This window comes from Aeromonas sp. TW 6, from assembly GCF_013168745.1.
Lineage (GTDB): Bacteria > Pseudomonadota > Gammaproteobacteria > Enterobacterales > Aeromonadaceae > Aeromonas > Aeromonas caviae.
Genome location: NZ_JABERS010000054.1, coordinates 1 through 23,662 on the forward strand (window position 1 = coordinate 1; position 23,662 = coordinate 23,662).

At 63.0% G+C, this 23,662-nt stretch carries 23 protein-coding genes; 12 read left to right on the top strand and 11 right to left on the bottom strand.

Annotated elements, in window-relative coordinates:
• Positions 1-827 precede the first annotated feature (827 nt).
• Positions 828-1,592: an EAL domain-containing protein gene (locus tag HKD46_RS18545; RefSeq protein ID WP_171865785.1), complete on the top strand. Its 765-nt coding sequence runs from the start codon at positions 828-830 to the stop codon at positions 1,590-1,592.
• A 153-nt stretch (positions 1,593-1,745) separates the two neighbouring features.
• Complete coding sequence (locus HKD46_RS18550) at positions 1,746-2,519, top strand: hypothetical protein (RefSeq protein WP_128297065.1); 774 nt, start codon at positions 1,746-1,748, stop codon at positions 2,517-2,519.
• A 57-nt stretch (positions 2,520-2,576) separates the two neighbouring features.
• Here HKD46_RS18550 and HKD46_RS18555 read toward each other — a convergent pair whose 3' ends face one another.
• Positions 2,577-2,753 carry a hypothetical protein gene (locus HKD46_RS18555; RefSeq protein WP_154676073.1) on the bottom strand — a complete coding sequence of 59 codons (177 nt, stop codon included), beginning with the start codon at positions 2,751-2,753 and terminating at the stop codon, positions 2,577-2,579.
• 104 nt (positions 2,754-2,857) lie between these two features.
• Between HKD46_RS18555 and HKD46_RS18560 the strand changes: the two genes are divergently transcribed.
• On the top strand, positions 2,858-3,262 hold the full coding sequence (locus HKD46_RS18560; RefSeq protein ID WP_010672394.1) for a hypothetical protein: 405 nt from the start codon (positions 2,858-2,860) through the stop codon (positions 3,260-3,262).
• 93 nt (positions 3,263-3,355) lie between these two features.
• On the opposite strand, the gene HKD46_RS18565 is transcribed toward HKD46_RS18560, so the two are convergent.
• From HKD46_RS18565 to norV, 8 genes are all read right to left on the bottom strand, one after another.
• Positions 3,356-4,576, bottom strand: coding sequence for an aromatic amino acid transporter (locus tag HKD46_RS18565; protein ID WP_171865786.1), 1,221 nt, complete (start codon positions 4,574-4,576; stop codon positions 3,356-3,358).
• 198 nt (positions 4,577-4,774) lie between these two features.
• A complete protein-coding gene (locus tag HKD46_RS18570; RefSeq protein WP_171865787.1) occupies positions 4,775-5,989 on the bottom strand; it encodes an aromatic amino acid transporter in 1,215 nt (404 codons plus the stop codon).
• A gap of 70 nt (positions 5,990-6,059) precedes the next feature.
• Positions 6,060-7,526, bottom strand: a complete 1,467-nt coding sequence (tnaA, locus tag HKD46_RS18575; protein WP_010672391.1) for a tryptophanase — start codon at positions 7,524-7,526, stop codon at positions 6,060-6,062.
• Between the two features lie 203 nt (positions 7,527-7,729).
• Entirely contained in the window at positions 7,730-7,813 is an 84-nt protein-coding gene (gene tnaC, locus HKD46_RS21645; RefSeq protein WP_069652909.1) for a tryptophanase leader peptide, read from the bottom strand.
• A 177-nt stretch (positions 7,814-7,990) separates the two neighbouring features.
• Complete coding sequence (locus HKD46_RS18585; RefSeq protein ID WP_171865788.1) at positions 7,991-9,208, bottom strand: 4Fe-4S binding protein; 1,218 nt, start codon at positions 9,206-9,208, stop codon at positions 7,991-7,993.
• A gap of 122 nt (positions 9,209-9,330) precedes the next feature.
• Positions 9,331-9,669, bottom strand: coding sequence for a DUF1971 domain-containing protein (locus HKD46_RS18590; protein ID WP_171865789.1), 339 nt, complete (start codon positions 9,667-9,669; stop codon positions 9,331-9,333).
• A gap of 51 nt (positions 9,670-9,720) precedes the next feature.
• A complete protein-coding gene (norW, locus tag HKD46_RS18595) occupies positions 9,721-10,887 on the bottom strand; it encodes an NADH:flavorubredoxin reductase NorW (RefSeq protein WP_171865790.1) in 1,167 nt (388 codons plus the stop codon).
• Complete coding sequence (gene norV, locus HKD46_RS18600; RefSeq protein ID WP_171865791.1) at positions 10,884-12,368, bottom strand: anaerobic nitric oxide reductase flavorubredoxin; 1,485 nt, start codon at positions 12,366-12,368, stop codon at positions 10,884-10,886. The genes norW and norV overlap by 4 nt, the downstream gene beginning before the upstream one ends.
• Before the next feature lie 170 nt (positions 12,369-12,538).
• Here norV and norR point away from each other — a divergent pair, with 170 nt between their 5' ends.
• Positions 12,539-14,065: a nitric oxide reductase transcriptional regulator NorR gene (gene norR / locus HKD46_RS18605; RefSeq protein WP_171865792.1), complete on the top strand. Its 1,527-nt coding sequence runs from the start codon at positions 12,539-12,541 to the stop codon at positions 14,063-14,065.
• A gap of 83 nt (positions 14,066-14,148) precedes the next feature.
• Here the strand turns inward: norR and HKD46_RS18610 are convergent, their stop codons facing one another.
• Positions 14,149-15,153, bottom strand: coding sequence for a substrate-binding domain-containing protein (locus tag HKD46_RS18610; RefSeq protein ID WP_010672385.1), 1,005 nt, complete (start codon positions 15,151-15,153; stop codon positions 14,149-14,151).
• A 435-nt stretch (positions 15,154-15,588) separates the two neighbouring features.
• Here HKD46_RS18610 and HKD46_RS18615 point away from each other — a divergent pair, with 435 nt between their 5' ends.
• The 6 genes from HKD46_RS18615 (at position 15,589) to HKD46_RS18640 (ending at position 21,464) form a co-directional block, all read left to right on the top strand.
• Positions 15,589-16,710 carry a branched-chain amino acid ABC transporter substrate-binding protein gene (locus HKD46_RS18615; protein WP_039041003.1) on the top strand — a complete coding sequence of 374 codons (1,122 nt, stop codon included), beginning with the start codon at positions 15,589-15,591 and terminating at the stop codon, positions 16,708-16,710.
• 66 nt (positions 16,711-16,776) lie between these two features.
• Positions 16,777-17,703, top strand: coding sequence for a high-affinity branched-chain amino acid ABC transporter permease LivH (gene livH / locus HKD46_RS18620; RefSeq protein ID WP_010672383.1), 927 nt, complete (start codon positions 16,777-16,779; stop codon positions 17,701-17,703).
• Between the two features lie 82 nt (positions 17,704-17,785).
• Positions 17,786-19,054, top strand: coding sequence for a high-affinity branched-chain amino acid ABC transporter permease LivM (locus tag HKD46_RS18625; RefSeq protein WP_039041002.1), 1,269 nt, complete (start codon positions 17,786-17,788; stop codon positions 19,052-19,054).
• Positions 19,051-19,824, top strand: a complete 774-nt coding sequence (gene livG, locus HKD46_RS18630; RefSeq protein WP_010672381.1) for a high-affinity branched-chain amino acid ABC transporter ATP-binding protein LivG — start codon at positions 19,051-19,053, stop codon at positions 19,822-19,824. Before HKD46_RS18625 ends, livG begins: the two co-directional genes overlap by 4 nt.
• A gap of 10 nt (positions 19,825-19,834) precedes the next feature.
• On the top strand, positions 19,835-20,536 hold the full coding sequence (locus tag HKD46_RS18635; RefSeq protein ID WP_010672380.1) for an ABC transporter ATP-binding protein: 702 nt from the start codon (positions 19,835-19,837) through the stop codon (positions 20,534-20,536).
• A gap of 82 nt (positions 20,537-20,618) precedes the next feature.
• Positions 20,619-21,464 (top strand): AraC family transcriptional regulator, encoded by an 846-nt coding sequence (locus HKD46_RS18640; RefSeq protein ID WP_041214153.1) that lies wholly within the window; start codon positions 20,619-20,621, stop codon positions 21,462-21,464.
• Here the strand turns inward: HKD46_RS18640 and HKD46_RS18645 are convergent.
• A complete protein-coding gene (locus HKD46_RS18645) occupies positions 21,443-22,036 on the bottom strand; it encodes a LysE family translocator (protein WP_010672378.1) in 594 nt (197 codons plus the stop codon). The two genes, HKD46_RS18640 and HKD46_RS18645, sit on opposite strands and share 22 nt — an antisense overlap.
• Before the next feature lie 163 nt (positions 22,037-22,199).
• Here HKD46_RS18645 and glpE point away from each other — a divergent pair, with 163 nt between their 5' ends.
• Together glpE and glpG are read left to right on the top strand one after the other, a co-directional pair.
• Positions 22,200-22,523 (top strand): thiosulfate sulfurtransferase GlpE, encoded by a 324-nt coding sequence (glpE, locus tag HKD46_RS18650; RefSeq protein WP_005307320.1) that lies wholly within the window; start codon positions 22,200-22,202, stop codon positions 22,521-22,523.
• Between the two features lie 29 nt (positions 22,524-22,552).
• Entirely contained in the window at positions 22,553-23,386 is an 834-nt protein-coding gene (glpG, locus tag HKD46_RS18655; protein WP_045522602.1) for a rhomboid family intramembrane serine protease GlpG, read from the top strand.
• The last annotated feature ends 276 nt before the right edge of the window (positions 23,387-23,662 follow it).

A 23,662-nucleotide genomic window follows, 5' to 3' on the forward strand; every position in this document is an offset into this window, starting at 1 on the left:
ACAGTTGGTTAAGATCTCGACTATTTACAGCTTGGCAACGCAAGGTACAATTAAAATCGTACTTGGAGCCGTTCAACTGATCGAGACTTGATCAACTTGTGCAGAGAATGATCATGCGTCGGCCCTGAACACGAAGGCATTAAGCAGTGAGATAAATCCAAGGGATGAATTCCTTAATGTTGAGAAATTACTACATGGAATCTATCTAATTGACTTTCTAATAATGGATATAAATAAAAGCTTCAATTAGAGGATTGGGGATAGCTCGTATGTTCGATTAACCTTCAGACATCATCGGATGTTCGCGTAAATCAATTCTCCCACCATAACCGCCAGCCGAATTTCCCCTCCGGCTGGCCGCCTCTGTTGCACGGCCACAACCAAAACCTCTCGTTCGTCCGATTACGCTGCGCTAATCGAACCTACAGGGCGGTGGCTGGCGCTCTATGCCGGTTGATCAAGATCGGCCATTGCCCTTTGCGAGCCGTGGATGGGCCAAACTGCGGCATCAGGGCACACTACAAGTGTGTATAAGTAAAAATTAGGCCATTATCCGAAAACCCATAAATTCTGTTTATACCGACAGCCTTGGCTGAGTTGGCGGCCACCAGCGGCGATTACGGGTGCCTGCGGGGCATCGGCCGATCTCTGGCAAACAAGCGAGGCCATCCGCGCCAGTCCTTGCCGTATATCTTGCAGAAAACGGGGTAACGTTTGGTACCTCAGGGGGAGTGGCTGCGTATTACCGGGAAATTACCCTGCTGACAGAGCCGAGCTGTTATCATTTGAGTCAGTCCCCAGCGCCGCCACGCCCCGAGAGGAGAGTCATGGATATACCTGCCGCCCCGTCCCCCGCCATCTGCCAGCTGTGTCAGGAGAAAGCAGATCTCGATTTCGACTTCACCATGGCTTTTCAGCCCATCGTCGATTGCAGCAAGCGCACCATCTTCGGCTACGAGGCGCTGGTACGAGGGCTCAACAACGAGCCGGCGCAGGGCGTGATTGCCCGGGTCAACGACGGCAACCGCTACCGCTTCGACCAGCTGTGCCGGATCAAGGCCATCGCGCTGGCGGCACGGCTCGGGATGAAGGGGATGCTGAGCATCAACTTCCTGCCCAATGCGGTCTATCGCCCGGAGCGCTGCATCCGCACCACGTTGCAGGCGGCCCGCGAGCATCTCTTTCCCATCGAGCAGATCATGTTCGAGTTCACCGAGGTGGAGCAGGTGCAGGACAACCGCCATATTCGCGGCATCGTGGATCACTATCAGGCCCTGGGCTTCAAGACGGCGATCGACGACTTTGGCGCCGGTTACTCGGGCCTGAGCCTGCTGGCCGATTTTCGCCCCGACATCATCAAACTCGATATGCACCTGCTGCGCGGCATCGACCAGGACCCGATCCGTCAGGCCATCGTTCGCCACTGTCTGGCGCTGTTTACGGAGTTGCAGATCACCCCGCTGGCGGAAGGGGTCGAGACCCGCGACGAGATGGCCTGCCTGCGGGAGATGGGCGTCAGCCTGATGCAGGGCTATCTGTTTGCCCGCCCCGGCTTCGAAACCCTGCCCGAGGTGGATTTCGCCAGCCTGTGAGCGGCGCTGGCTATCTCCCTTTGTTGTCGTTCATTCGGGCAAGGCGGCCCGGAGGGTATCCACGGGCGGACGGCAGAAAGCGCTGGACCGGGCAACCCCCTGGGCTAGGATAGGACTGTCACCCTTTGCAACCACCGCTCTGACAGGGACACCATGGCGCAGGTTTCAGGATACCGCTTCTTCGCTCTTTCACTGCTCTTGCTGCTGGCCTTCCAGGTATGGGGGGCGCAAGGCAGGGGCAACATCACACTGGTAAGCTCCCTTGAAACCAGGGAGTCCCCCTATGGTCGCTGGCTCGATCTCATCTATCGGGATGCGTTCGCCCGCCTGGGCTATGACTTCCAGTACCAGGGCTACCCCGGGGGACGGGCCCCCCTGCTGGCAGAGCAGGGACAGGTCGATGGCGAGATCCACCGCGCCGCCAGCTACCAGCAGCAGACCCGCACCCTCCAGCGCGTGCCCGAGCCCCATTTCGCCGTCTCCTATCAGGCCTATGCCCACCAGCCCGGGATCCAGCTGCAGGGGTGGCACAGCCTGCAGGGCACCGGTTATCGGGTCGAGTTTCGCCGTGGCGCCAAGCTGCCGGAGATGAAGCTGGGCAAGGTGGTGGCACCGGACCGGCTCTTTGCCATCGCCACCGCCGAGCAGGGGATGGGCAAGCTGCTCAAGGGGCGCAGTGACCTCTATGTGGAGCAGACCCTGATTGCCAGCCAGGCCCTGGCCGCCCTGACGCGCCAGGACCCGGGCTATGCCGGCATCTACTCCGCCGGGGTGATGGAGCTGGCCGATTCTTACGTCTATCTGCACGAACGGCATCAGGATCTGCTGGCCCCCCTTGCCGGCGTGATCCGGCAAATGAAGCAGGACGGCACGGTGGCGCGCTATGAGCAGCAGGCCATGGCGACTGAGGGCACCAGCCAACCTTAACGTCCTCTTTTTCCGCACGCCTTCCCGCGCCCTGACCATGCAGGAGACCCGGGGCGATCAATTCTGTCGCAGACTCATGGCCGCAGCGGGCACCCTGTTCGTCAACACCACGTTGACAAAAACGCCCCCTGTATCAGGGAACTCGCCATATAAAACCCCATCAACCTTGTGTTCATCTGGCTTGCGGCCAAAAGGCACCATGTCCGTCTGTGCATACCCCAAATCTTGCAACATCCCCCGCTCCGACCGCCCCATCATTTCGATGGAGTCCCGTCATCGTTCAGGCATATCTTCCCCTCGAGGCCCGTGCCAGGGCCCGATCACAGGAGCAATAGATAATGAAAAAAGCAGTAACGGCCGCCTTGCTGGCCATGATGATGGCGGCCTCGGTTCAGGCGGCAGACAAGGTGACCACGGTGCCGGTGCACTTCGCCAAAGGCGCGCACAGCGCCAAGGTTGACGGCACCTTCTCCGGTTATGACACCATCAACTACACCCTGGGCGCCAAAGAAGGCCAGACCATGACGGTCGCCATCACCGGCAGCACCAATGCCAACTTCAACGTCTTCGCACCGGGCGCCATCCCGGGTCAGGCCGAGGCACTGGGCGGCGGCAACGTGGACACAAAATGGCAAGGCACCCTGCCCAAGTCGGGCAAGTACCTGATCCAGGTCTACCAGATGCGCGCCACCGCCCGTAAAGGCGCCAAGGTCCCCCACTCCCTGTCGGTCGGCATTCAGTAACCGACGCCAATATTGCCTGTGTGACAAGCAAGAAGGAGCCCATGAGGCTCCTTCTTTGTCATTGTGTGCTGGCACTGCGACCCGGGTAACGGCTCAGCCCTTGTAGGCGGGCAGCAGGTCCACCATGTTGAGCAGGTGGAAGGCGGCGGTCAGCACGCCGAACAGGATCACCAGGACGATCATGAAGAGGCCGCCGGGGGCGCGGAAGCCCTCGCCACCGTCTTCACGCCGCGCCGCCCGCACCTTCCAGGCCAGCAGGGGCGGGATGATGCAGGTCCACAGGGTCGCTACGGCGCCCGCATAGCCGATGGCCACCAGGAAGCCGAACGGGAACAGCAAGGAGAGCACCAGGGGCGGCAGGAAGGTCACCGCCCAGGACTTGGCGCGGCCACCCCGGCTGTTGTCGAACTTGAACAGATCCGCCAGGTAGTCGAACACCCCGAGCCCCACCCCGATGAAGGAGGAGAGGATGGCCGCCATGGAGAAGGCGTTGAGGGCGCTGGCCACCGCCTTGGACTCGATCACCGAGCCGAGAGCCTTGAGCAGGGCATCCACGTTGCCCCCCTCCGCGATCACCGGGCCGAACTCGCTGCGGGGCAGGTTGCCAAAGACGCTCACCAGCCAGATGAGGTAAAACGCGAGCGCGATCAGGGTGCCCCCCAGAATGGCGCGGCTGGCGCGACGCTCTTCACCGTAGTAGGCGCGCATGGAGGAGACCGAATGGTGGTAGCCGAACGAGGTGAGCGCCACCGGCAGCATCACCAGGGCATAGGGAGCGTAGCTCACTTCGCTGCCCACCCGGTCCAGCAGCAAATCGAGGCGCACGTTCATCGACAGGCCCGAGATGCCGAAGGCAAAGCTCAGCCCCATCAGGATCACCAGCAACACCGAGATGCGGTCCACCGCCCGGGTGGAGTGCCACACCAGCAGGGAGAAGGCCAGGGTAAAGAGCACGGACGCCCACTGGCTGCCCATCCCCGTCATACCGTCGATGATGAGACCGGCCGAGGTGATGTAGGCATAGAGCAGGATGCCGCCGACGAAATAAACGCTGAGATTGTTGAGGGCGTTGACCCTCTCCCCCAGCAGATCCCGGGTCACGGTATCGAAGGAGACGCGCAGGGGATAGCCCCGATAGGACTCCAGCAGCATCCAGCCGGAGACCGTCATCACCACCATGGTCAGTGCCACCGCGAGCATGGACCAGAGGGTCCAGGCGCCTGCCCCCGCACTCGGCAGCCCCAGCATGCCGGCCCCCACACAGACGCCGGCAATGATGCATGCCCCGCCCACCAACGATGGTTTCTGTTCCATTACTCCCCCAAACGGATTGTCGACTGGTCACGGCACACCGCCGTGCTTCTCCTGCGTTCGCCACTGCTGGCGCCGGGGGACTTTACCCTGCATGCCTTCGGGTATCAAATCCGGAGGGGAAATGGGGGGAAACGGGCCGGATCCTGCGCCCCATCCGTGGAATATGTTCGGGATGGGGCCAGGTTCAGCACACCAGGGTCAGCCGGTGTAGACGGGCAGCAGACCCGCCATGGCCATCAGGTGGAAGATGGCGGTAAGCACCCCGAAGACGATGACGGCCACCACCATGGGCTGGCCGCCGGGGGCCTTGAACCCCGCCTCGTCCGGGGCCAGCTCCCGGGACTTCTTCGCCAGCAGGGCCGGGATGATGCAGGCCCAGACGGTCGCCGCGGCCCCGGCATAGCCGATGGCCACCACGAAGCCGAACGGGAACATCAGGGAGAGCGCCAGGGGGGGCAGGAAGGTCACCGCCCAGGATTTGGCCCGCCCCCGGCGGCTGTTGTCGAACCGGAACAGATCCGCCAGATAGTCGAACACCCCGAGCCCCACCCCGATGAAGGAGGAGAGGATGGCCGCCATGGAGAAGAGGTTGATGGCCTGGGAGACCTGCCTGGACTCGATCACCGAGGCCAGCGCCCATAGCAGCACATCCACGTCGCCCCCCTTGGCGATGACGGGGCCGAAGGCGGAGCGAGGCAGGTTGCCGAAGATGCTGAGCAGCCACAGCAGATAGAGGGCCAGGGCGATCAGGGTTCCCCCCAGGATCGCCTGCCTGGCTTTCTGCTCCTCGCCGTAATAGGCGCGCATGGAGGCCACCGAGTGGTGGTAGCCAAACGAGGTGAGCGCCACCGGCAACATGGCCAGGGCATAGGGGGCGCGGCCCAGCTCCTCGGCAAAGGAGTTGAACAGCTTGGCGGTGTCGACCTTGCTGGCAAGCCCGGAGACCCCGAACACGAAGCTCAGCACCATAAAAACGATCAGGACGACCGAAATCCTGTCCACCGCCCGGGTCGAATGCCAGACGAACCAGGAGAACACCAGCACGAACAGCACCGAGGCCAGCTGGCTATTGATGCCCAGCAGGCCGCCCAGGATGAGGCCCGACGAGGTGATGTAGGCATAGAGCAAAATGCCGCCCACGAAATAGACGGTGAGGTTGTTGAAGAGATTGATCCTGTGACCGAGCAGATCCTTGGTCACCGAGTTGAAGGAGGCAGTCAATGCGTAGGGTTTCAGGGCTTCCAGCAGCATCCAGCCTGAAACCGTCATGACGACCATGGTAAGAATGATGGCGAGGGTTGACCAGCTGGTCCAGGCCCCGGCTCCCGCGCTCGGCAGCCCCAGCATGCCAGCACCGACACAGACGCTGGCAATGATGCAGGCCCCTCCAATGACGGACGGTGTTGATGTCATGTGTGTCACTCCACATCTTTCACAGAGCAGTGAAAAAAAAGGGCACAGAAAAATCTGTGCCCCTGACTCGTTATGCTTCTATCAATTTTTTCTGCGTCTTGCCGGCTGACGGGTCGTTATGCTCGACCTCTTTCAGTCTGGCGGTGAAGTGGCGCAGCACCGCCGGCTCGTAAATGAAGTCCAGCCCCTTCACCCGGTGGGCGTTCTTCTTCACCTCGCCGAAGGCCTCGATGACAAAGTCCATGTGGGTCTGGGTATAGGTGGCACGGGGGATGGTCAGGCGCAGCAGCTCCGCCGGGCAGGGGTGCTGCTTGCCGGTGGCGGGGTCGCGCCCCAGCAGCAGGGAACCTATCTCCACCGCCCGGATGCCGGCGACCTTGTAGAGCTCGCAGGCCAGGGCGTGGGCCGGGAACTGATCCGCCGGGATGTGGGGCAGCAGCTTGCCCGCATCCACGAAGGCCGCATGGCCCCCTGCCTGCTGGCACACCACGCCGATGGCCTCCAGCCCGTCCACCAGGTACTGCACCTGGCCGATGCGATAGGCCAGCCAGTCCTGGCGCATGCCGTCCCGCAGGCCCACCGCCAGGCGCTCCATGGCGCCCCCTTCCAGGCCGCCATAGGTCGGGAAGCCCTCCTGCACCACGCACAGGGTGCGGCACTCGGTGTAGACGTCCAGCATGCTGTCATCCTTGAAGCACAGCAGCCCCCCCATCTGCACCATGGCATCCTTCTTCGCCGACATGGCGAGGCCGTCGGCGTACTTGTAGGACTCCCTGGTGATCTCCTCGATGGTCCAGTTCGCGTAGCCGGGCTCCCGCTGCTGGATGAAGTAGGCGTTCTCGGCGAAGCGGGCGGAGTCCATGATGACGGGGATGTCGTACTTTCTGGCGATCTCGTACACCGCCTTCAGGTTGGCAATGGAGACCGGCTGCCCCCCGGCGGAGTTGCAGGTGATGGTGCTGACGATGTAGGGCACGTTGGCGGGGCCCGCCTCCAGGATGGCCTCTTCCAGCTTCACCAGATCGAAGTTGCCTTTGAAGTCGGCGGTGACCGAGGTATCGAACGCTTCCCTGGTGTAGACGTTCTTCGCCACGCAGCAGTTGATCTGGGTGTGGCCCTGGGTGGTGTCGAAGAAGTAGTTGGAGAGGGCCACCATCTTCTTGCGATCCAGCCCCTTCTCCTGCTCCCGCTTCTTGATGAGCACGGGGATGTAAATCTGCTCGGCGCCGCGCCCCTGATGAGTGGGGATGGTCAGGGAGTAGCCGAAGATCTCCTGCACCGCCTGTTGCAGGGCATAGTAGCTGCGGCTGCCGCTGTAGGCCTCGTCACCGCGCAGCATGGCGGCCTGCATGTCCTGGGTGATGGCGCCGGTGCCGCTGTCGGTCAGCAGGTCGATGAAGACGTCTTCGCTGTCCAGCAGGAAGGGGTTCATGCCCGCCCGGACAATGGCCTCTTCCCGATAGGCACGGGTGGTGCGCTTGACCGGCTCGATGACACGAATACGGAAGGGTTCGGGCAGATGCTTGAAGTTTTCCATAATATAAACACCCCAGATTTAAATATTTAGAATGAGTCTCTTCCCCCGCCGAAAATAAAATGTCCGGCAGGTGGGAAATATTGGGAAATGGGTGCACGACATCGCCTCGCCAGAATAAACAGGCGAAGACGGGTGCAGCTATTTCAGTTCAGGAATGGAGGCGGGCTCGTGGCATGGCAGGCATGCCGCGCCGCCGCGGGGAATTACAGCGGGAAGAAGAACGCGATCTTATGGTCCAGGGTAAACCACTTGGGATAGCTGACCTTGATATTCATGTTGTTGCTCATCCAATTGATATTAACAACGCCAAATAACAGCACCCATTATGGTGGGGAGCGCTATATGATCAATTGCAATATGAGCAAAGTGGGATGGCGCTAACAATTTGGCGGGGGATTTTTATACAGCTTATTATCGCCAATCCGAAAGATCCCCCCATCATCCACCTTTTGCCCTTTCCCCCCTCAGTGGCTCAGCCAGGGCAGCCGCTGCAACAACTCGTAGCGGTCAGGGATCGGTGTCTGGCTGACCCAGAGATCCAGCAAGCCATAGGAGAGCAGCGGCAACACCAGCAGCAACAGGCAGAGCAGCCCCAGCAGCTGTCGAGGGGCGAGCCGGCGCCCTCGCGTGCCAAGATGCAGGGCATCGGCCCGCTTGGGGCAAGCGGCCACGCAGCTCTGGCAACTGGTGCACTCGAGGCTCTGCACCGCGATGAGCTGGTGCACCTGGATGCGCGAGGGGCAGGCCCGGCTGCACTTGTCACAATCGTGGCCCGCACTTCGCAGGCAGCGGTCCGGGTCGCGGCGAATGCGCAATGGGGTCAGCAGGCCGAGCAGGGCGAACCAGGCGCCATAGGGGCAGAGGTAGCGGCAGAACCCTTGCCGAAAGGTAGCGGTGAGCAGCAGCACCCAGCCAAGGCACAGGCCCGAGATCAGGGTCAGGTTGAAGAAGAAGGCCCCCATCTTCATGTCCGCCGCCTGATGGTAGGGGCTGGCGAGGTAGCCGGACAGGGCGGCGGCGGGTACCGCCAGCAATATGATGAAGAGCAGAAAGCCGAGCACCAGAAACTTCTGCCCGCGCAACACGGCATCGAGCCAGCGCGGCGGGGTCCACTCCCCCGGCAACAGGCGCGAGCGCAGGCCGTGCAGCCACTCCCCCACCAGCCCGAGCGGGCAGAACCAGGCACAAAACGCCCGACCCAGCAGCAGGGCCGACAGGGAAAGCACCAGCACGGTGACGGTGGCCGCCGGGTGATGGGGGTCCGTCAGCCCCTGCCCGAGCCAGGCCCGCAGCCCGAGACCACCTGCGATGGGCAGGAAACCGTCCACCACGTCGGGGCGCACCAGCCAGGGGGTCATCCCCAGCCCCAACTGTCCGATATGAACAACATATTGAACCGCCACCAACACCCAACACAGCAACAATAGCTGCCTGGTGGCCGTTCTGAGACGTTGACTGTCTATGTGGGCCAGCATGAGTAGGGGGCGATAGCGCAGCCAGAGCGCCAGGGTCGTGGCCACCAGCCCCAGTGCGAGCCAGAGTACCGAATCCGCCACCAGCAGCCAGAGCGCGGCGGCCAACAGCAGAGAGAGAGTCCAGCCCCAACCGCTGCGGCCCTGCCACAACAACAGAACCAGATAGACCAGACCCGAGGTCATGGTCAGGGCTTCCAACAGGCTCATGCTTCCCTCACAGTGCTCATCCGAATCGAGGGGGCAGGATAACCAACATCTGAGTTGATGATTTTGATCTGCATGGGCAGAGGGGGCATTTGCCCGCTCCGCCCCCTCAGCCTTAAACCCCGTTATTTGCGGCTGTGGAACAGCGGCTGGTCGGATTCGGCCTGCTCGGCCCAGAAGTGGATGTTGAAGCGGGCATCCTCCGACAGCTCGACCCTGTGCCAGTACTGGGGCGGGCTGGTGGCAAACTCCCCGGCCCGGATCACAAGGGTGATCTCGGGCTCTTCGGCCTGCTCATCGGCAAAGCCGTGATAGGTGACGGTGCCTTCCATCACGCAGAGTTGGCCAAACACGCCGGCCGCGGTGTTGTGGTGGGTGAGCAGGGCCTGGGGCACATTCTCGCGGGTGAAGAAGGGGGTGGAGCGACGCACCACCCAGTGAGACGGGATCAGTTGCATGGCCATATCGGTTCTCCTTGAGTGGCCGGGTCGACCCGGCCGGTGCAATGAAAGGGGTTAACGGGGCAGCTGGCGCAGCAGCGGGAAGGCGGCACTCATCTGATCCCCACCCACCACGAAGCCGCACAGCTTGCCATCTTCGCCGTGCGCCTCGGCCACCATGCCGTGACTGTTCCAGCGGCACTGCCAGGCAAGATCCTCGCCCCGGGTGCGGCCAGCCAGTTGCAGCGGGTAGCGCGGCGTCTTCACCTTCACCAGCATGGGGGGCAGGGTCAGCGGGGTCGGCGTGCCGAGCAGGGTGCGCGCCAGCGCATTGGCCCCCAGCACGATGGGTTGCAGGAAGGGGAGCAGCTGGCCCTGCCACTGCACGCAATCCCCCAGGGCGAAGATATGGGGATCGCTGGTCTGCAGCCGATCATCGACCAGGATGCCGCGCTCCACTGCCAGCCCGGCCCCCCGGGCCAGGGCCAGATTCGGCCTCAGGCCGATGGCGGCGATCACCAGATCCTGCTCGCTGACGCGCCCGTCACTCAGGGTGACGCGCCAGCCATCCCCCGGCTGGGCATCTATCCTGGCGAGACCTGTCCCGAACTGCAGGCTGACCCTCTGGCTGCGCAGCGCCTGTTGCAGCGGCTGGGTCAGAGTGGCGGGCAGCAGGGCGCTTAGCGGGCTGTCGGCCAGATCCAGCAGGGTGACCTCGCGGCCATCGCTCGCCATGTCCATCGCCAGCTCGCAGCCGATGAGCCCCGCCCCCAGCACCAGGATGCGGCGGGCCTGGCGCAGTTGCGCCTCGATGGCGGCGTACTCCTGCTGGCTGTTGAGGGTGACCAGGGATTCGCTGCCCGGCAGATCGGGGCGCGCCGCGCTCGCCCCGGTGGCCAGCACCAGCTGGCCGTAGGGGAATTCCCCTCGTGCGGTCAGCACCAACCGCCGGGCAGGGTCGATGCCATGCACCGGGCAGTGGGGCAGCAGCGCGATGCGCTGCTGCTCGGCAAAATCGCTGCCGCTCTGGCGGGTCATGGCTGCGGCAGGGCAGCCCCGACTCACCACGTGGCTCAAGTCCGGCTTGTTGTACTCATCGCCGCTGTCGGCGGTGATGAGGCGGATGGGCTGCTCGGCGTTAAGTTTGCGCAGGCTCTTGACCAGCTGCTGGGCGGCGAAGCCGCTGCCGATCACCACTATCTCCCGGCTGATGCCGGCGTCACTCTGCGTTGCTGCGCTCATACACAGACCTCCACGGCGCAGGGTTCAAATACCTCCTTGCCGATGCCGCAACCCGGGCAGAGGAAGCTGTCAGGTACCTGGGCCCAGGGGGTGCCCGGCGCCACCAGCTGATCCGGCTCACCCAGCGCCGGGTCATAGACCCACTGGCAGACGGTGCAGAGCATGGCCTGATCATCGTCCCATTCGGCGGCGGCCGCTGCGGCTTGCGGCTCAACAGCAGGCATCGCGGGGACGGGTACCACCGCCGCATGAGTAGCGGTGATCGGGCGGGGTGCGTCCAGCGGGTGTAACGCCCACTGACGGGCGAGCTGGCGGCCATGCTCGCGGCATTCGGCCAGCGCCGAGCCATCCGGGCGCCACTTGCCCTTGAGTGAGAGGCTGATGTCGAAACCTGCATCCATCAATCGGGTCTGGATCCGGTCCACCGCACCGCCGGTCCAGCCGTAGCTGCCGAAGGCCGAGGCACGCTTGTTGCGAAAACGCAGGCCGGTGATCTCTTCGAGCATGCCCGCCACCTTGGGCATCATGACGTTGTTCATGGTGGAGGAGCCCACCAGTATCCCCTTGGAGCGGAACACCTGGGTCAGGATCTCGTTCTTGTCGTGGCGGGCCACGTTGTAGATCTTCACCGCCACGCCCGGGTCCACCTCGTGGATGCCCTGGGCGATGGCGTCCGCCATCATGCGGGTGTTGTTGGACATGGAGTCGTAGAAGAGAGTGATGCGATCTTCCTGATAGTGGTCGGCCCACTCCAGGTATTTCAGGATGATCTGGGTGGGGTCCTCGCGCCAGACGATGCCGTGGGAGGTGGCCACCATGCTCACCGGCAGGTTGAAGCCGAGCACCTCCTTGATCTTGGCGGTCACCAGGGGGCTGAAGGGGGTGAGGATGTTGGCGTAGTAGCGCTGGCACTGCTCCATCAGCTCGGTCTGGTCCACCTCGTCATTGAACAGGTGCTCGTCGCAGTAGTGCTGGCCGAAGGCGTCGTTGGAGAAGAGCACCGCATCCTCGGTCATGTAGGTCATCATGCTGTCGGGCCAGTGCAGCATGGGGGTCTCGATGAATACCAGCTGCTTGCCGTTGCCGATGTCCAGGCTGTCACCGGTCTTGACCGGGTGGAAGTTCCACTCCGGGTGGTGATGATGGCCGGTGATGGAGTCGATGGCGTTGTGGGTACAGTAGATGGGGGTGCCGGGGATACGGGCCATCAGCTCGGTCAGGGCGCCGGCGTGATCCTCCTCGGCGTGGTTGATCACCACGTAGTCGATGGCGGCGAGATCGATCTCGGCCGCCAGGTTCTGCACGAACTCCCGGCTGAACTTGTGATCGACGGTGTCGATCAGCACGTTTTTCCCTTCGCGGATGAGGTAGCTGTTGTAGCTGGTGCCCTTGTGGGTCTTGTACTCGGTGCCGTGGAAGTCGCGTACCTCCCAGTCCCGTTGGCCGACCCAGTGGATGTTGTTCTTGACGTGAATGCTCATCAGGCAGTTCCTCGAATGCAATAGTGGATGTTCAACTGAACCAGCTATTGCAGCGGACGTGCCAAATTGTAACCCATTGTTTTTAATGGCTTAGCATATCTCTCGTTGTCATTAAGACACCAGACCTTTATAGTCAAAATCACAAACACACTGTCATTTGGACAATTATCGTGATCTCGACCGACAGCCTGGCGCGCATCGCCCTCGACCTGCAACTCGGCATCTCCCATCAGGACCGCTTCCACCGTCTGATCCAGAGCGTGCGCAGCCTGCTGAAATCGGATGCCTCGGCCCTGCTGCGCTACGAGGGGGGCCAGTTCATCCCGCTGGCCATCGACGGCCTGATGCAGGACGTGCTGGGGCGCCGCTTCGCCCTCAAGGATCACCCGCGCCTCGAGGCCATCGCCCGCGCCGGGGATGTGGTGCGCTTCCCTGCCGACAGCGCCCTGCCCGACCCCTATGACGGCCTGCTGCCGGATCACGACGACTTCAAGGTGCACGCCTGCGTCGGCCTGCCGCTCTTCTCGGATCAGGCGCTGATCGGCGCCCTGACCATAGACGGCATGAACCCGGCCCAGTTCGACGGCATCAGCGACGAGGAGCTGCGTCTGGTGGGGGCCCTGGCCGCCGCCGCCCTCGACAACGCCCTGCTGCTGGAGCGGCTCGCCCGCCAGAGCAGCGAGCCCCTGGTCCCCGGCACCCGGCCCGGCCCTGAGCAGCCGGAGATGATAGGCCACTCCCCCGCCATGGCCCGGTTGCGCCACGAGATAGACGTGGTGGCAAGCTCGGAGCTGAACGTGCTGATTTTGGGGGAGACGGGGGTCGGCAAGGAGCTGATCGCCAAGGCGGTGCATGGCGGTTCCCAGCGTGCCAAGGCCCCGCTGGTCTACCTCAACTGCGCCGCCCTGCCCGAATCCGTGGCCGAGAGCGAGCTGTTCGGTCACGTGAAGGGGGCCTTCACCGGCGCCATCCACAATCGGGCGGGCAAGTTCGAGCTCGCGGACAAGGGCACCCTGTTTCTCGACGAGATAGGGGAGCTCTCCCTGGCGCTGCAGGCCAAGCTGCTGCGGGTGCTGCAATACGGCGATCTGCAGCGGATCGGTGACGACACCCCGCTCAAGGTGAATGTGCGTATCCTGGCGGCCACCAACCGGGATCTGAAGCAGGCGGTGGTCGAGGGGCAGTTTCGGGCCGACCTCTACCACCGGCTGAGCGTCTTCCCGATCCACGCCCCGGCACTGCGGGAACGCCCAGGCGACATTCCCCTGCTGGCCGGTTACTTTTGCGAGCGCTGCCGGCTCGGCCTGGGGCTGGAGCGGCTGCGTATCCAGCCACAAGCGCTGCAACTGCTCGAGCGCCACGACTGGCCCGGCAACGTGCGGGAGCTGGAGCACGCCATCCACCGCGCCGCCGTGCTGGCCAGGGCCGAACAGGGGAGCCCCTCGCCGACCCTGGAACCCCACCACTTCAACCTGGGACCGACGGGCTCATCCCTGCCCGCCGACACCGTCAGCCAGCCCGCCTCCCCGGCCATTGCCGACCTTGGCCTTCGCGCCGCCACCGATCTGTTCCAGCGCCAGCTCATCGAGCAGACCCTGACGGCCCATGACGGCAACTGGGCCGCCACCGCCCGGGCGCTGGATCTGGACGGCGGCAACCTGCACCGCCTCGCCAGGCGGCTCGGCCTCAAGGCCTGACGCCCCCAGATTCGAGAGGGGCCCAAAAACAGAAACCCCCTCGCTGGCGAGGGGGTTTCTTGTTCATGGCACCCGTGGCGCCGTCAGCGCAGGGACTTGACCGAGCGGCGGACAATGAGCTCGGGCTGCACCGTCATGGACTCCACTTCCAGCTCCTTGTTGCGGATCCGGCTCACCAGTTGTTGCACCGCCAGCAGACCGAGCTCGGCCTTGGGGTGGCGGATGGTGGTGAGCGGCGGGCTGGAGAAGCGCGCCATCTCCACATCGTCATAGCCGATCATGGAGATATCGTCCGGCACCTTGACCCCGGCCTCCCAGGCGGCGCAGATGGCACCGATGGCCATGGGATCGTCGAAGGCAAAGACCGCGGTCGGGCGAGGGGTGAGGGCCAGGATGCGCTGCATGGCATCGAAGCCGCTCTGGCTCTCGTAGTCCCCTTCGAAGATCTGCTCTTCTTTCAGGGTCATCCCCTGTTCAGCCAGGGCATCGCGCACCCCGTCCAGCCGTTGCTGGGTGGTCGGCTTGGCGAGATGGCCGGTGATGCAGACGATGTTGGTGTGGCCCTGCTCCAGCAGATGGCGCACCGCCAGACGCGCGCCGATGCGGGCGTTGTCGTTGATCACGTTGGCGAAATCGCACTCGTTGCCCCAGTCCAGCACCACTTGCGGCACGTTTTTGTGGATACGCAGCATGTCCCTGAACTGGGTGTCGATATCGGTCCCCAGCACCAGCAGACCGTCGACCCGCTTCTCCATCAGCATGCGCAGATAGTGCTGCTGGCGGGGCGGCTGGTTCTCGGTGTTGCACAGGATCAGGCTGTAACCCTGCTCGAAGCAGTAGGCTTCCACCCCCTGTACCACTTCCGCGAAGAAGGGGTTGGCACTGGTGGTCACCAGCATGCCAATGGTCTTGGTCGAATTGATCTTGAGACTGCGCGCCACCGAGTTGGGCGCGTAGTTCAGCTCTGCCACCGCCTCAAGCACTTTCTGGGTTGCGTCTTCGCTGACCCGACGGGTGTGATTGAGTACATGTGAGACGGTGGAGATGGATACGCCTGCGCGCGAGGCGACATCCTTGATAGTTGCCATCTCTGTCTCCTGAATAACAAAGGCGGAACAGTAGCAGATTTCCCGAATAAAGGCTTGGTTTTAACGGGCGCTGCCAGTGAATTATCAATGCTGGCTAATCTATGCGGTCATTTCTTTTTGCGCAAACGGATTTTGGTCAAAATGAGAGCGGACGCAGAATGAAATATCGTCAGTTTTTTACTCTGGAAATTGTCACCATGACAATTTGTTAACTGTATGTTGCACCATCACAGCGACATTAAACTCCAATAAACAGCAATAAACTGCGTGTTAGTTTCACAAAACCCCTCTCGCGCCTGCTCCGGTTAGTATCTTTAACATCTTGTTATTGCCCGGCGAGGAATGATAGAACCTTATCTATCGCCGGGCTGGCGGGACACAGGCTCGGAATGACGTGCATAAAATGAAACAATTCACTGATTAAGGGACGAATCAATGCATAACTTCAGCAAAATGGCAGTCAGAGCAGCGGTTTCTTTGGCTCTGTTTGGATCAGTTTCCATGGCCAATGCGGCCGATACCATCAAGATCGGCATTGCCGGCCCCCTGACCGGCCCGGTCGCCCAGTACGGTGACATGCAGTTCACCGGCGGCAAGATGGCGGTCGAGCAGATCAACAAGGCGGGCGGCATTAAGGGCAAGCAGATCGAAGCCGTCATCTATGACGATGCCTGCGATCCCAAGCAGGCCGTGGCCATCGCCAACAAGGTGATCAACGACGGCGTCAAGTTCGTGGTCGGCCACCTCTGCTCCGACAACACCCTGCCCGCCTCCGACATCTATGAAGATGAAGGGGTCCTGATGGTCACCCCCGCCTCCACCAACCCCAAGATCACCGAGCGCGGTTACCAGCTGACCCTGCGTACCATCGGTCTGGACAGCGACCAGGGCCCGACCGCCGCCAAGTACATCATCGAGCAGGTCAAACCCCAGCGCGTGGCCGTCATCCACGACAAGAAACAGTACGGCGAAGGCATCGCCTCCAGCGTGAAAGCCGCGCTGGACAAGGCAGGCGTCAAGGTCGTTGCCTATGAGGGCATCACCGCCGGCGACAAGGACTTCTCCGCCCTGATCGCCAAGCTGCAAAAAGAGAACGTCGACTTCGTCTACTACGGCGGCTACCACCCGGAGCTGGGTCTGATCCTGCGCCAGGCTGGCGAGAAGGGTCTGAAGGCCAAGTTCATGGGTCCGGAAGGCGTGGGCAACAAGGACATCTCCGCCATCGGCGGCCCGGCTTCCGAAGGCCTGCTGGTGACCCTGCCGAACAAATATGACCTGGTGCCGGCCAACGCCCCCATCGTAGAAGCGTTCAAGGCCAAGGGTCAGGACTCCTCCGGTCCGTTCGTCTGGACCACCTACGCCGCCATGCAGGCCCTGGCGGCCGGTATCGCCAAGGCGGGCGAGGATGATCCGGCTGCCGTCGCTGCCGCCATCAAGGCCGCACCGATCGACACCGTGATGGGCCCCCTGACCTGGGCGCCGAACGGTGACCTGAAAGGCTTCGAATTCGGTGTGTTCCAGTGGCACGCCGACGGTACCTCCACTCAACTCAAATAATCTGCCGGTCGGGGTGACGTGAGTCACCCCTCCTTTCTTTGCGGGCAAGTACACAGGGAACGCGGTATGTCCGAACACCTTCTTTATCTGGTTCAGCAGTTGCTGAACGGATTGACCATAGGCAGCACCTATGCGTTGATCGCCATCGGCTACACCATGGTCTACGGCATCATCGGCATGATCAACTTCGCCCACGGCGAGGTCTACATGATCGGCTCCTATGTCGCCTTCATGGTGATGGCCGGGCTCATGATGATGGGCATCGACAGCACCGTGCTGCTGCTGGGGGGCGCCTTCCTGGTCAGCATCATCATCACCGGCAGCTATGGCTGGTCCATAGAGCGGGTGGCCTATCGTCCACTGCGGGGCGGCAACCGCCTGATCCCCCTCATCTCCGCCATCGGCATGTCGATCTTCCTGCAGAACATGATGCGGATGGCCCAGGGCTCGCGTGACATCGCCATGCCCACTCTGATCTCCGGGGGCTGGACCCTCGGCGGCGAGGATGGCTTCCAGGCCAGCCTCTCCTACATGCAGCTCATCATCTTCGTGGTGACCTTCGTCACCATGCTGGCGTTGACCCAGTTCATCGGCCGCTCCCGCATGGGGCGTGCCTGCCGTGCCTGTTCCGAAGACATCAAGATGGCCAACCTGTTAGGGATAGACACCCACGTGGTCATCTCCATCACCTTCGTGCTGGGGGCCGCCCTGGCCGCCGTCGCGGGGGTGCTGCTCGGCATGTACTACGGTGTCATCAACCCCTATCTCGGCTTCATGGCGGGCTTGAAGGCCTTCACTGCCGCGGTATTGGGCGGCATCGGCAGCATTCCCGGTGCCGTACTGGGCGGCCTGCTGCTCGGCGTGGTGGAAGCGCTCACCGCGGGCTATCTCAGCACCGAGTACAAGGATGTGATGGCGTTCGCCCTGCTCATCTTCGTGTTGCTCTTCATGCCCACCGGCATCCTGGGTCGTCCGGAGGTCGAGAAGGTATGAAAAACCAATCTATGCATGCCCTCGTGCTGCTGTTCATGACCATCACTGGCATTCTCGGCCGTCCGGAAGTGGAGAAAGTCTGATGAAACGTCAATTTATCCATGCCTGCATCGCCAGCCTGGTGCTGCTGGTGCTCTCCTTCTGGCTGCTCGGCTTCAAGCTGGAGACCGATGGCTCCCGCCTGCTGGTGGTGAGCCGCCTCGATGTGTCGCTGGCCTGGCTGCTGGGGGGCGCCACCATCGTCTTCTGGTTCCAGATGCTGCGCGGCCAGATAAGCCGGCTGTTCCAGGCTTCCATCAGCGGCTTCTCCGTCGGCTTCACCAAGCTGGTGCTGCCAAGCCCCGAAGAGGCCCCCAAGCTCTATAACCTCACCGCCGTGCTGGTGCTGCTGTTTGCGGTGAGCTGGCCCTTCATGGCCTCTCGCGGCGCCATCGATCTGGCCACCCTCACCCTGATTTACATCATGCTGGGGCTGGGACTGAACGTGGTGGTGGGCCTCGCCGGTCTGCTCGACCTCGGCTACGTCGGCTTCTATGCGGTCGGCGCCTACAGCTACGCCCTGCTCAACACCTACTTCGGTCTGAGCTTCTGGGAGTGTCTGCCCATCGCCGGTCTGCTGGCGGCCACCTTCGGCTTCCTGCTCGGGTTCCCGGTGCTGCGGCTGCGGGGGGACTACCTGGCCATCGTCACCCTGGGCTTTGGCGAGATCATCCGCATCCTGCTCAACAACATGACCACCCTGACCGGCGGTCCGAACGGGATCTCCGGCATTCCGAAACCGACTCTGGGGGGGCTCGAGTTCAACCGCACCGTCAAGGACGGGGGCTTTGGCACCTTCCACGACTTCTTCGGCATCGCCTACAACGCCAACCACAAGGTGATCTTCCTCTACCTGATGGCCCTGGTGCTGGTAGTGGCGACCCTGTTCGTCATCAACCGCCTGCTGCGCATGCCGCTCGGCCGTGCCTGGGAGGCGCTGCGGGAAGACGAGATCGCCTGTAAGTCCCTGGGGCTCAACCCCACCATCATCAAGCTGACCGCCTTCACCATAGGCGCCTGCTTCGCGGGCTTTGCCGGCAGTTTCTTCGCCTCCCGCCAGGGCTTCATTAGCCCGGAATCCTTCGTCTTCATCGAGTCGGCCATCGTCCTTGCGATTGTAGTGCTGGGGGGCATGGGATCCCAGATCGGGGTGGTGCTGGCTGCCATCGTGATGACGGTGCTGCCGGAGCTCGCCCGCGAGTTCAACGAATATCGCATGCTGATGTTCGGTCTCTTGATGGTATTCATGATGATCTGGCGGCCGCAGGGACTGCTGCCCATGAGTCGACCCCATATGGAGCTGCGTAAATGAGCAACAATCAACCATTGTTGGATGTCTCAGATCTGTCGATGCGCTTTGGCGGGCTGCTCGCGGTCAACGGCGTCAAGCTGGATGTGGAAAAGGGGGAGGTGATCTCCATCATAGGCCCCAACGGGGCGGGCAAGACCACCATCTTCAACTGCCTGACCGGCTTCTATCGCCCGAGTGGCGGTGTCATTCGCTACAAGGGTGAGGAGATCCAGGGGTTGCCCGGCCACCTCATCGCCCGCAAGGGCATAGTGCGGACTTTCCAGCACGTGCGCCTGTTCAAGGAGATGACAGCGGTAGAAAACCTGCTGGTGGCCCAGCACAGGCATCTCAATACCGGCTTCATCGCCGGCCTGTTCAAGACCCCCTCCTTCCGCCGTGCCGAGAAAGAGGGGCTGGAGCAGTCCGCCTTCTGGCTGGAAAAGGTGGGCCTCAAGGATCTCGCCAACCGCGCCGCGGGCAACCTGGCTTACGGCCAGCAGCGCCGCCTCGAGATCGCCCGCTGCATGGCGACCCGGCCCGAACTGCTGATGCTGGATGAACCGGCCGCAGGCCTCAACCCCAAGGAGACCGACGAGCTCAACGAGCTCATCTCCAACCTGAGGGACGAGTTCGGGGTCTCGGTGCTGCTGATCGAGCACGACATGAAGCTGGTGATGGAGATCTCCAACCGCATCTTCGTGGTCAACCAGGGCACCCCGCTGGCCCACGGCAAACCGGACGAAATCCGCAGCAATCCGGCGGTGATCAAGGCCTATCTGGGCGAGTCGTAAGGACAAAAAGATGTTAGAACTTCGCAACGTATCGACCCACTACGGCAAAATTCAGGCGCTGCACGACGTCAGCGTCGAGGTGAAAGAGGGGGAAATCGTCACCCTGATCGGCGCCAACGGCGCCGGCAAGACCACTCTGCTGATGACCCTGTGTGGCGAGCCCAAGCCCAGCAGCGGTTCCATCTGGTTCGAGGGGGAGCAGATAGACTCCCTCACCACCGCCCGCATCATGCGCAAGGACATCGCCGTGGTGCCAGAGGGGCGCCGCATCTTCGCCCGCCTCACGGTGGAGGAGAACCTGCTGATGGGGGCCTTCTTCGTCGACAAGGCGGAGCAGCGCGGCCTGCTGGATCAGATTTTTACCCTGTTCCCCCGCCTGCACGAGCGGCTGGAGCAGCGGGCAGGCACCATGTCCGGCGGCGAGCAGCAGATGCTGGCCATCGGCCGCGCCCTGATGAGCAAGCCGCGCCTGCTGCTGCTGGATGAACCCTCCCTGGGACTCGCGCCCATCGTCATCCAACAGATCTTCGACACCATAGAGCAACTGCGCCAGAAGGGGATGACCATCTTCCTGGTGGAGCAGAACGCGAACCAGGCGCTCAAGCTGGCGGATCGCGGCTATGTGCTGGAGAACGGCCGGGTGGTGCTGCAAGACACGGGAGAGGCCCTTCTGGCCAACCCCGCCGTCCGCCAGGCCTATCTCGGCGGCTGAGGATGCAGCAACCATCGTCACCCTTCCCCTGCCGCGCTCCCCGAGCCCGGCAGGGGAACAGCCCCCCGCCGAGGAGCACATTGTGAGCCGTGCGCGGGCGACGCAGGATCAGCACCACTTCTGGCACGATCCCGCCCTGCCCTTCATCGAGGCGCGGGCGGTGCAGGATGGCCGGCGCGTCTGCTACGACAAGCACAGCCACCCCCACTTCTCCATCGGCGCCATCACCGGCGGCCACAGCCACTACCTCAACCAGCGCAGCCTGCAAGAGGTCGGCCGCGGCAGCCTGGTGCTGATGAACCCGGAAGAGGTGCACGCCTGCAATCCCGTCGCGGACCAGCCCTGGTCCTATCTGATGTTCTACATCGACAACCTCTGGTTGCAGCGCCAGCAGGAGGAGGCCGGGCTCGGCAACGCGTTTCGCCCCTTCGACATGACCGCAAGCCGGGATCCCCTGCTCTACCAGGGACTCTGCCGGCTTCATCGGCAACTGGTGGAGGAGCCGGATCCCCTGGCTCGCGAAGTGGCCTGCCACCTCTTCAGCCGCCAGCTTCTGGCCAGGCTCACCCCGGCCAAGTGGGATGACCGCCCTCCCCAGCACCTGCAGCGAGCCGCCGAGCTGATGCAGGACGAGAGTGCCTGCGCCCTCACCCTGGCACAGCTGAGTGCGGTGGCCGGGCTTACCCCTTCCCACTTCGTGCGCGCCTTCAGCCGCCATTACGGCATGACGCCCCACGCCTACCTGCTCGATCAGCGCATTCGCCACGCCCGCACCCTGCTGCGCCAGGGGCAGCCCCTGGCGGAAGTGGCCCTTGCCAGCGGTTTTGCCGATCAGGCCCACTTCCAGCGCCAGTTCAAACGCCGGGTGGCAGCCACCCCGGGCCAGTACAGAGCGCAGCTCGCCCCTCAGGACGAGCGCACCAGATAGGCGGCGCTGAGCAGCAGCAAGAGCGCCATGGCCCGATTGAACCAGCGCAACCGGCGAGGAGAGACCAGCCACCCCTGCAATCGACTGCCCGCATAGGCCCAGCAGGCGATGGAGCCGAGGCAGATCACCAGATAGATGCCGGTAAAGAGGGCGATCTGGCTCATGCCGCCCGCGATCCCATAGGCTCCCATCCCCATGCTGGCGGCAAGCCAGGCCTTGGGATTGAGCCACTGCATCAGGGCCCCGTACCAGAAGGCGGGGGGTACGCCCTCCACTTCCTCCACCTCGCCGCTGTCCACCAGCAACTGCCAGGCCATCCAGCCGAGAAAGAGCACGCCGCCCCAGTGAATGGCCCCCAGCGCCACAGGCCAGCGGGACAGGGCGCCGCCAAGACCCAGCCCCATCAGCAGGAGCAGCAGGATGAAGCCGAGGGTGGCCCCCACCACGTGGCGCAGGCTGGCCGTGAAACCGTACCGGGCGCCGGTGCCAAGGGCGACCAGATTGACCGGCCCCGGGGAGATGGACATGGCCAGGGCAAACCCGGCCATGGATAACAGCAGACTGAATTCCATGGATGATGCTCGTTCAATTGAGGGAAGTCCGAGCCTACCCGGCCCGGGCGGCCCGATATTGAAGAAAATTGCGATCCCCTGGATGCCGCCCCCATTGCACACTTAGCGCAAACCGCCGCTTGCGGTAAACTGCCCTTCAACCCTCCATTTTCAGGACATCTCAATGGACCAGTTTGCCCATATCAGCGCCCATGATGCCCACCAGAAGCTGAGCGCAGGCGAAGCCCGTCTCGTGGACATTCGCGATCCCCAATCCTTCGAGACGGCCCACGCGGTCGGCGCCTTCCACCTCACCAACGGCACCCTGGTTCGCTTTATGAACGAGGTGGACTTCGATACCCCCGTCATCGTGATGTGCTATCACGGCAACAGCAGCCAGGGGGCGGCCCAGTACCTGCTGCAACAAGGCTATGACGAGGTCTATAGCCTGGATGGCGGTTTCGAGGCCTGGCGCAGGGAGTTCCCCATCCAGGCGGGGGACGCATGACAGAGGCGGGTCGTTCCTCCTCGACCGGCATGATCCAGCTGCTGGTACTGGGCGACGCCCGCATGGCCCAGGCGCTGGTGGATTATCTCGCCACCCTGGGCATTCCGTGCGAGCTGACCCAGTCCGAGCTCGGCGTCTCGGTCTGGCTGGCGGACGAACGGCGCCTCGCCCAGGCCCAGCAGGAGGTCAAACGCTTCCTGAGCGAACCCAATCACCCCCGCTACATGGAGGCCTCCTGGCAATCCGGCCATGCCGATGCCCGGATCGACTACAGCAAGGGGATGACGGATCCGGTCACCGATTTCCTTCACCAGGCGGGCCCCCTGACCCTGGTGGTCATCATCGCCTGCCTGGCCATCTACGCTCTGGATGCCATCGGCCTGCCCATCTTCGACGAGCTCGCCTTCCACCCCACCCTGGCCCAGTTCACCGACTGGCAGGCCTGGCGCTACGTCACCCCGGCCTTCATCCACTTCTCGGTGGTGCACCTGGTGTTCAACCTGTTGTGGTGGTGGTATCTCGGTGGCCAGATAGAGCAGCGCCTCGGCAGCGGCAAGCTGTTCATCCTGCTCATCGTCGGGGCTGCCCTGCCCAATATCGCCGAGTTCTTTGCCAGCGGCCCGCGCTTTGGCGGCCTCTCCGGGGTGGTCTATGCCCTGCTCGGCTACAGCTGGCTGCGAGCCAGGCTGCAACCGGATTGCGGCCTCGCCATGCCGCCGGCCCTGATGGGCTTCATGCTGGTCTGGCTGGTGCTCGGCTTCTTGGACATGCTCGGTACCCCCACCGCCAACATGGCTCACCTGGCAGGCCTGCTGGTCGGCCTTGCCCAGGGCTGGCTGGACAGGCACCACAGGCCGGGGTGAGGCCTGGTTGCCGGCAACGGCTCGGCAACCAAAGCCACCACCAACATGGCTCACCTGGCAGGCCTGCTGGTCGGCCTTGCCCAGGGCTGGCTGGACAGGCGCCACAGGCCAGCCTGAGCCGATTTGCCATAAAAAAACGCCGCCCCAAGGGGTAATGCCGATCAGTTAAGGATCCATTGACCGATCCTCAGGCTGTGTAAGAATCCGAAACTCCTTGTTGGGTTTCGGATTTTTTTATGCGTATCGACCAAGCTCTCGACTTCATTCACGCCTGTC

Excerpts from the sequence above, each read along its gene's own strand:
- HKD46_RS18545 (WP_171865785.1), top strand. The coding sequence starts at position 828 with ATGGATATACCTGCCGCCCCGTCCCCCGCCATCTGCCAGCTGTGTCAG.
- HKD46_RS18550 (WP_128297065.1), top strand. The coding sequence starts at position 1,746 with ATGGCGCAGGTTTCAGGATACCGCTTCTTCGCTCTTTCACTGCTCTTG.
- HKD46_RS18555 (WP_154676073.1), bottom strand. The coding sequence starts at position 2,753 with ATGTTGCAAGATTTGGGGTATGCACAGACGGACATGGTGCCTTTTGGC.
- HKD46_RS18560 (WP_010672394.1), top strand. The coding sequence starts at position 2,858 with ATGAAAAAAGCAGTAACGGCCGCCTTGCTGGCCATGATGATGGCGGCC.
- HKD46_RS18565 (WP_171865786.1), bottom strand. The coding sequence starts at position 4,576 with ATGGAACAGAAACCATCGTTGGTGGGCGGGGCATGCATCATTGCCGGC.
- HKD46_RS18570 (WP_171865787.1), bottom strand. The coding sequence starts at position 5,989 with ATGACATCAACACCGTCCGTCATTGGAGGGGCCTGCATCATTGCCAGC.
- tnaA (WP_010672391.1), bottom strand. The coding sequence starts at position 7,526 with ATGGAAAACTTCAAGCATCTGCCCGAACCCTTCCGTATTCGTGTCATC.
- tnaC (WP_069652909.1), bottom strand. The coding sequence starts at position 7,813 with ATGAGCAACAACATGAATATCAAGGTCAGCTATCCCAAGTGGTTTACC.
- HKD46_RS18585 (WP_171865788.1), bottom strand. The coding sequence starts at position 9,208 with ATGAGCCTGTTGGAAGCCCTGACCATGACCTCGGGTCTGGTCTATCTG.
- HKD46_RS18590 (WP_171865789.1), bottom strand. The coding sequence starts at position 9,669 with ATGGCCATGCAACTGATCCCGTCTCACTGGGTGGTGCGTCGCTCCACC.
- norW (WP_171865790.1), bottom strand. The coding sequence starts at position 10,887 with ATGAGCGCAGCAACGCAGAGTGACGCCGGCATCAGCCGGGAGATAGTG.
- norV (WP_171865791.1), bottom strand. The coding sequence starts at position 12,368 with ATGAGCATTCACGTCAAGAACAACATCCACTGGGTCGGCCAACGGGAC.
- HKD46_RS18610 (WP_010672385.1), bottom strand. The coding sequence starts at position 15,153 with ATGGCAACTATCAAGGATGTCGCCTCGCGCGCAGGCGTATCCATCTCC.
- HKD46_RS18615 (WP_039041003.1), top strand. The coding sequence starts at position 15,589 with ATGCATAACTTCAGCAAAATGGCAGTCAGAGCAGCGGTTTCTTTGGCT.
- livH (WP_010672383.1), top strand. The coding sequence starts at position 16,777 with ATGTCCGAACACCTTCTTTATCTGGTTCAGCAGTTGCTGAACGGATTG.
- HKD46_RS18625 (WP_039041002.1), top strand. The coding sequence starts at position 17,786 with ATGAAACGTCAATTTATCCATGCCTGCATCGCCAGCCTGGTGCTGCTG.
- livG (WP_010672381.1), top strand. The coding sequence starts at position 19,051 with ATGAGCAACAATCAACCATTGTTGGATGTCTCAGATCTGTCGATGCGC.
- HKD46_RS18635 (WP_010672380.1), top strand. The coding sequence starts at position 19,835 with ATGTTAGAACTTCGCAACGTATCGACCCACTACGGCAAAATTCAGGCG.
- HKD46_RS18645 (WP_010672378.1), bottom strand. The coding sequence starts at position 22,036 with ATGGAATTCAGTCTGCTGTTATCCATGGCCGGGTTTGCCCTGGCCATG.
- glpE (WP_005307320.1), top strand. The coding sequence starts at position 22,200 with ATGGACCAGTTTGCCCATATCAGCGCCCATGATGCCCACCAGAAGCTG.
- glpG (WP_045522602.1), top strand. The coding sequence starts at position 22,553 with ATGATCCAGCTGCTGGTACTGGGCGACGCCCGCATGGCCCAGGCGCTG.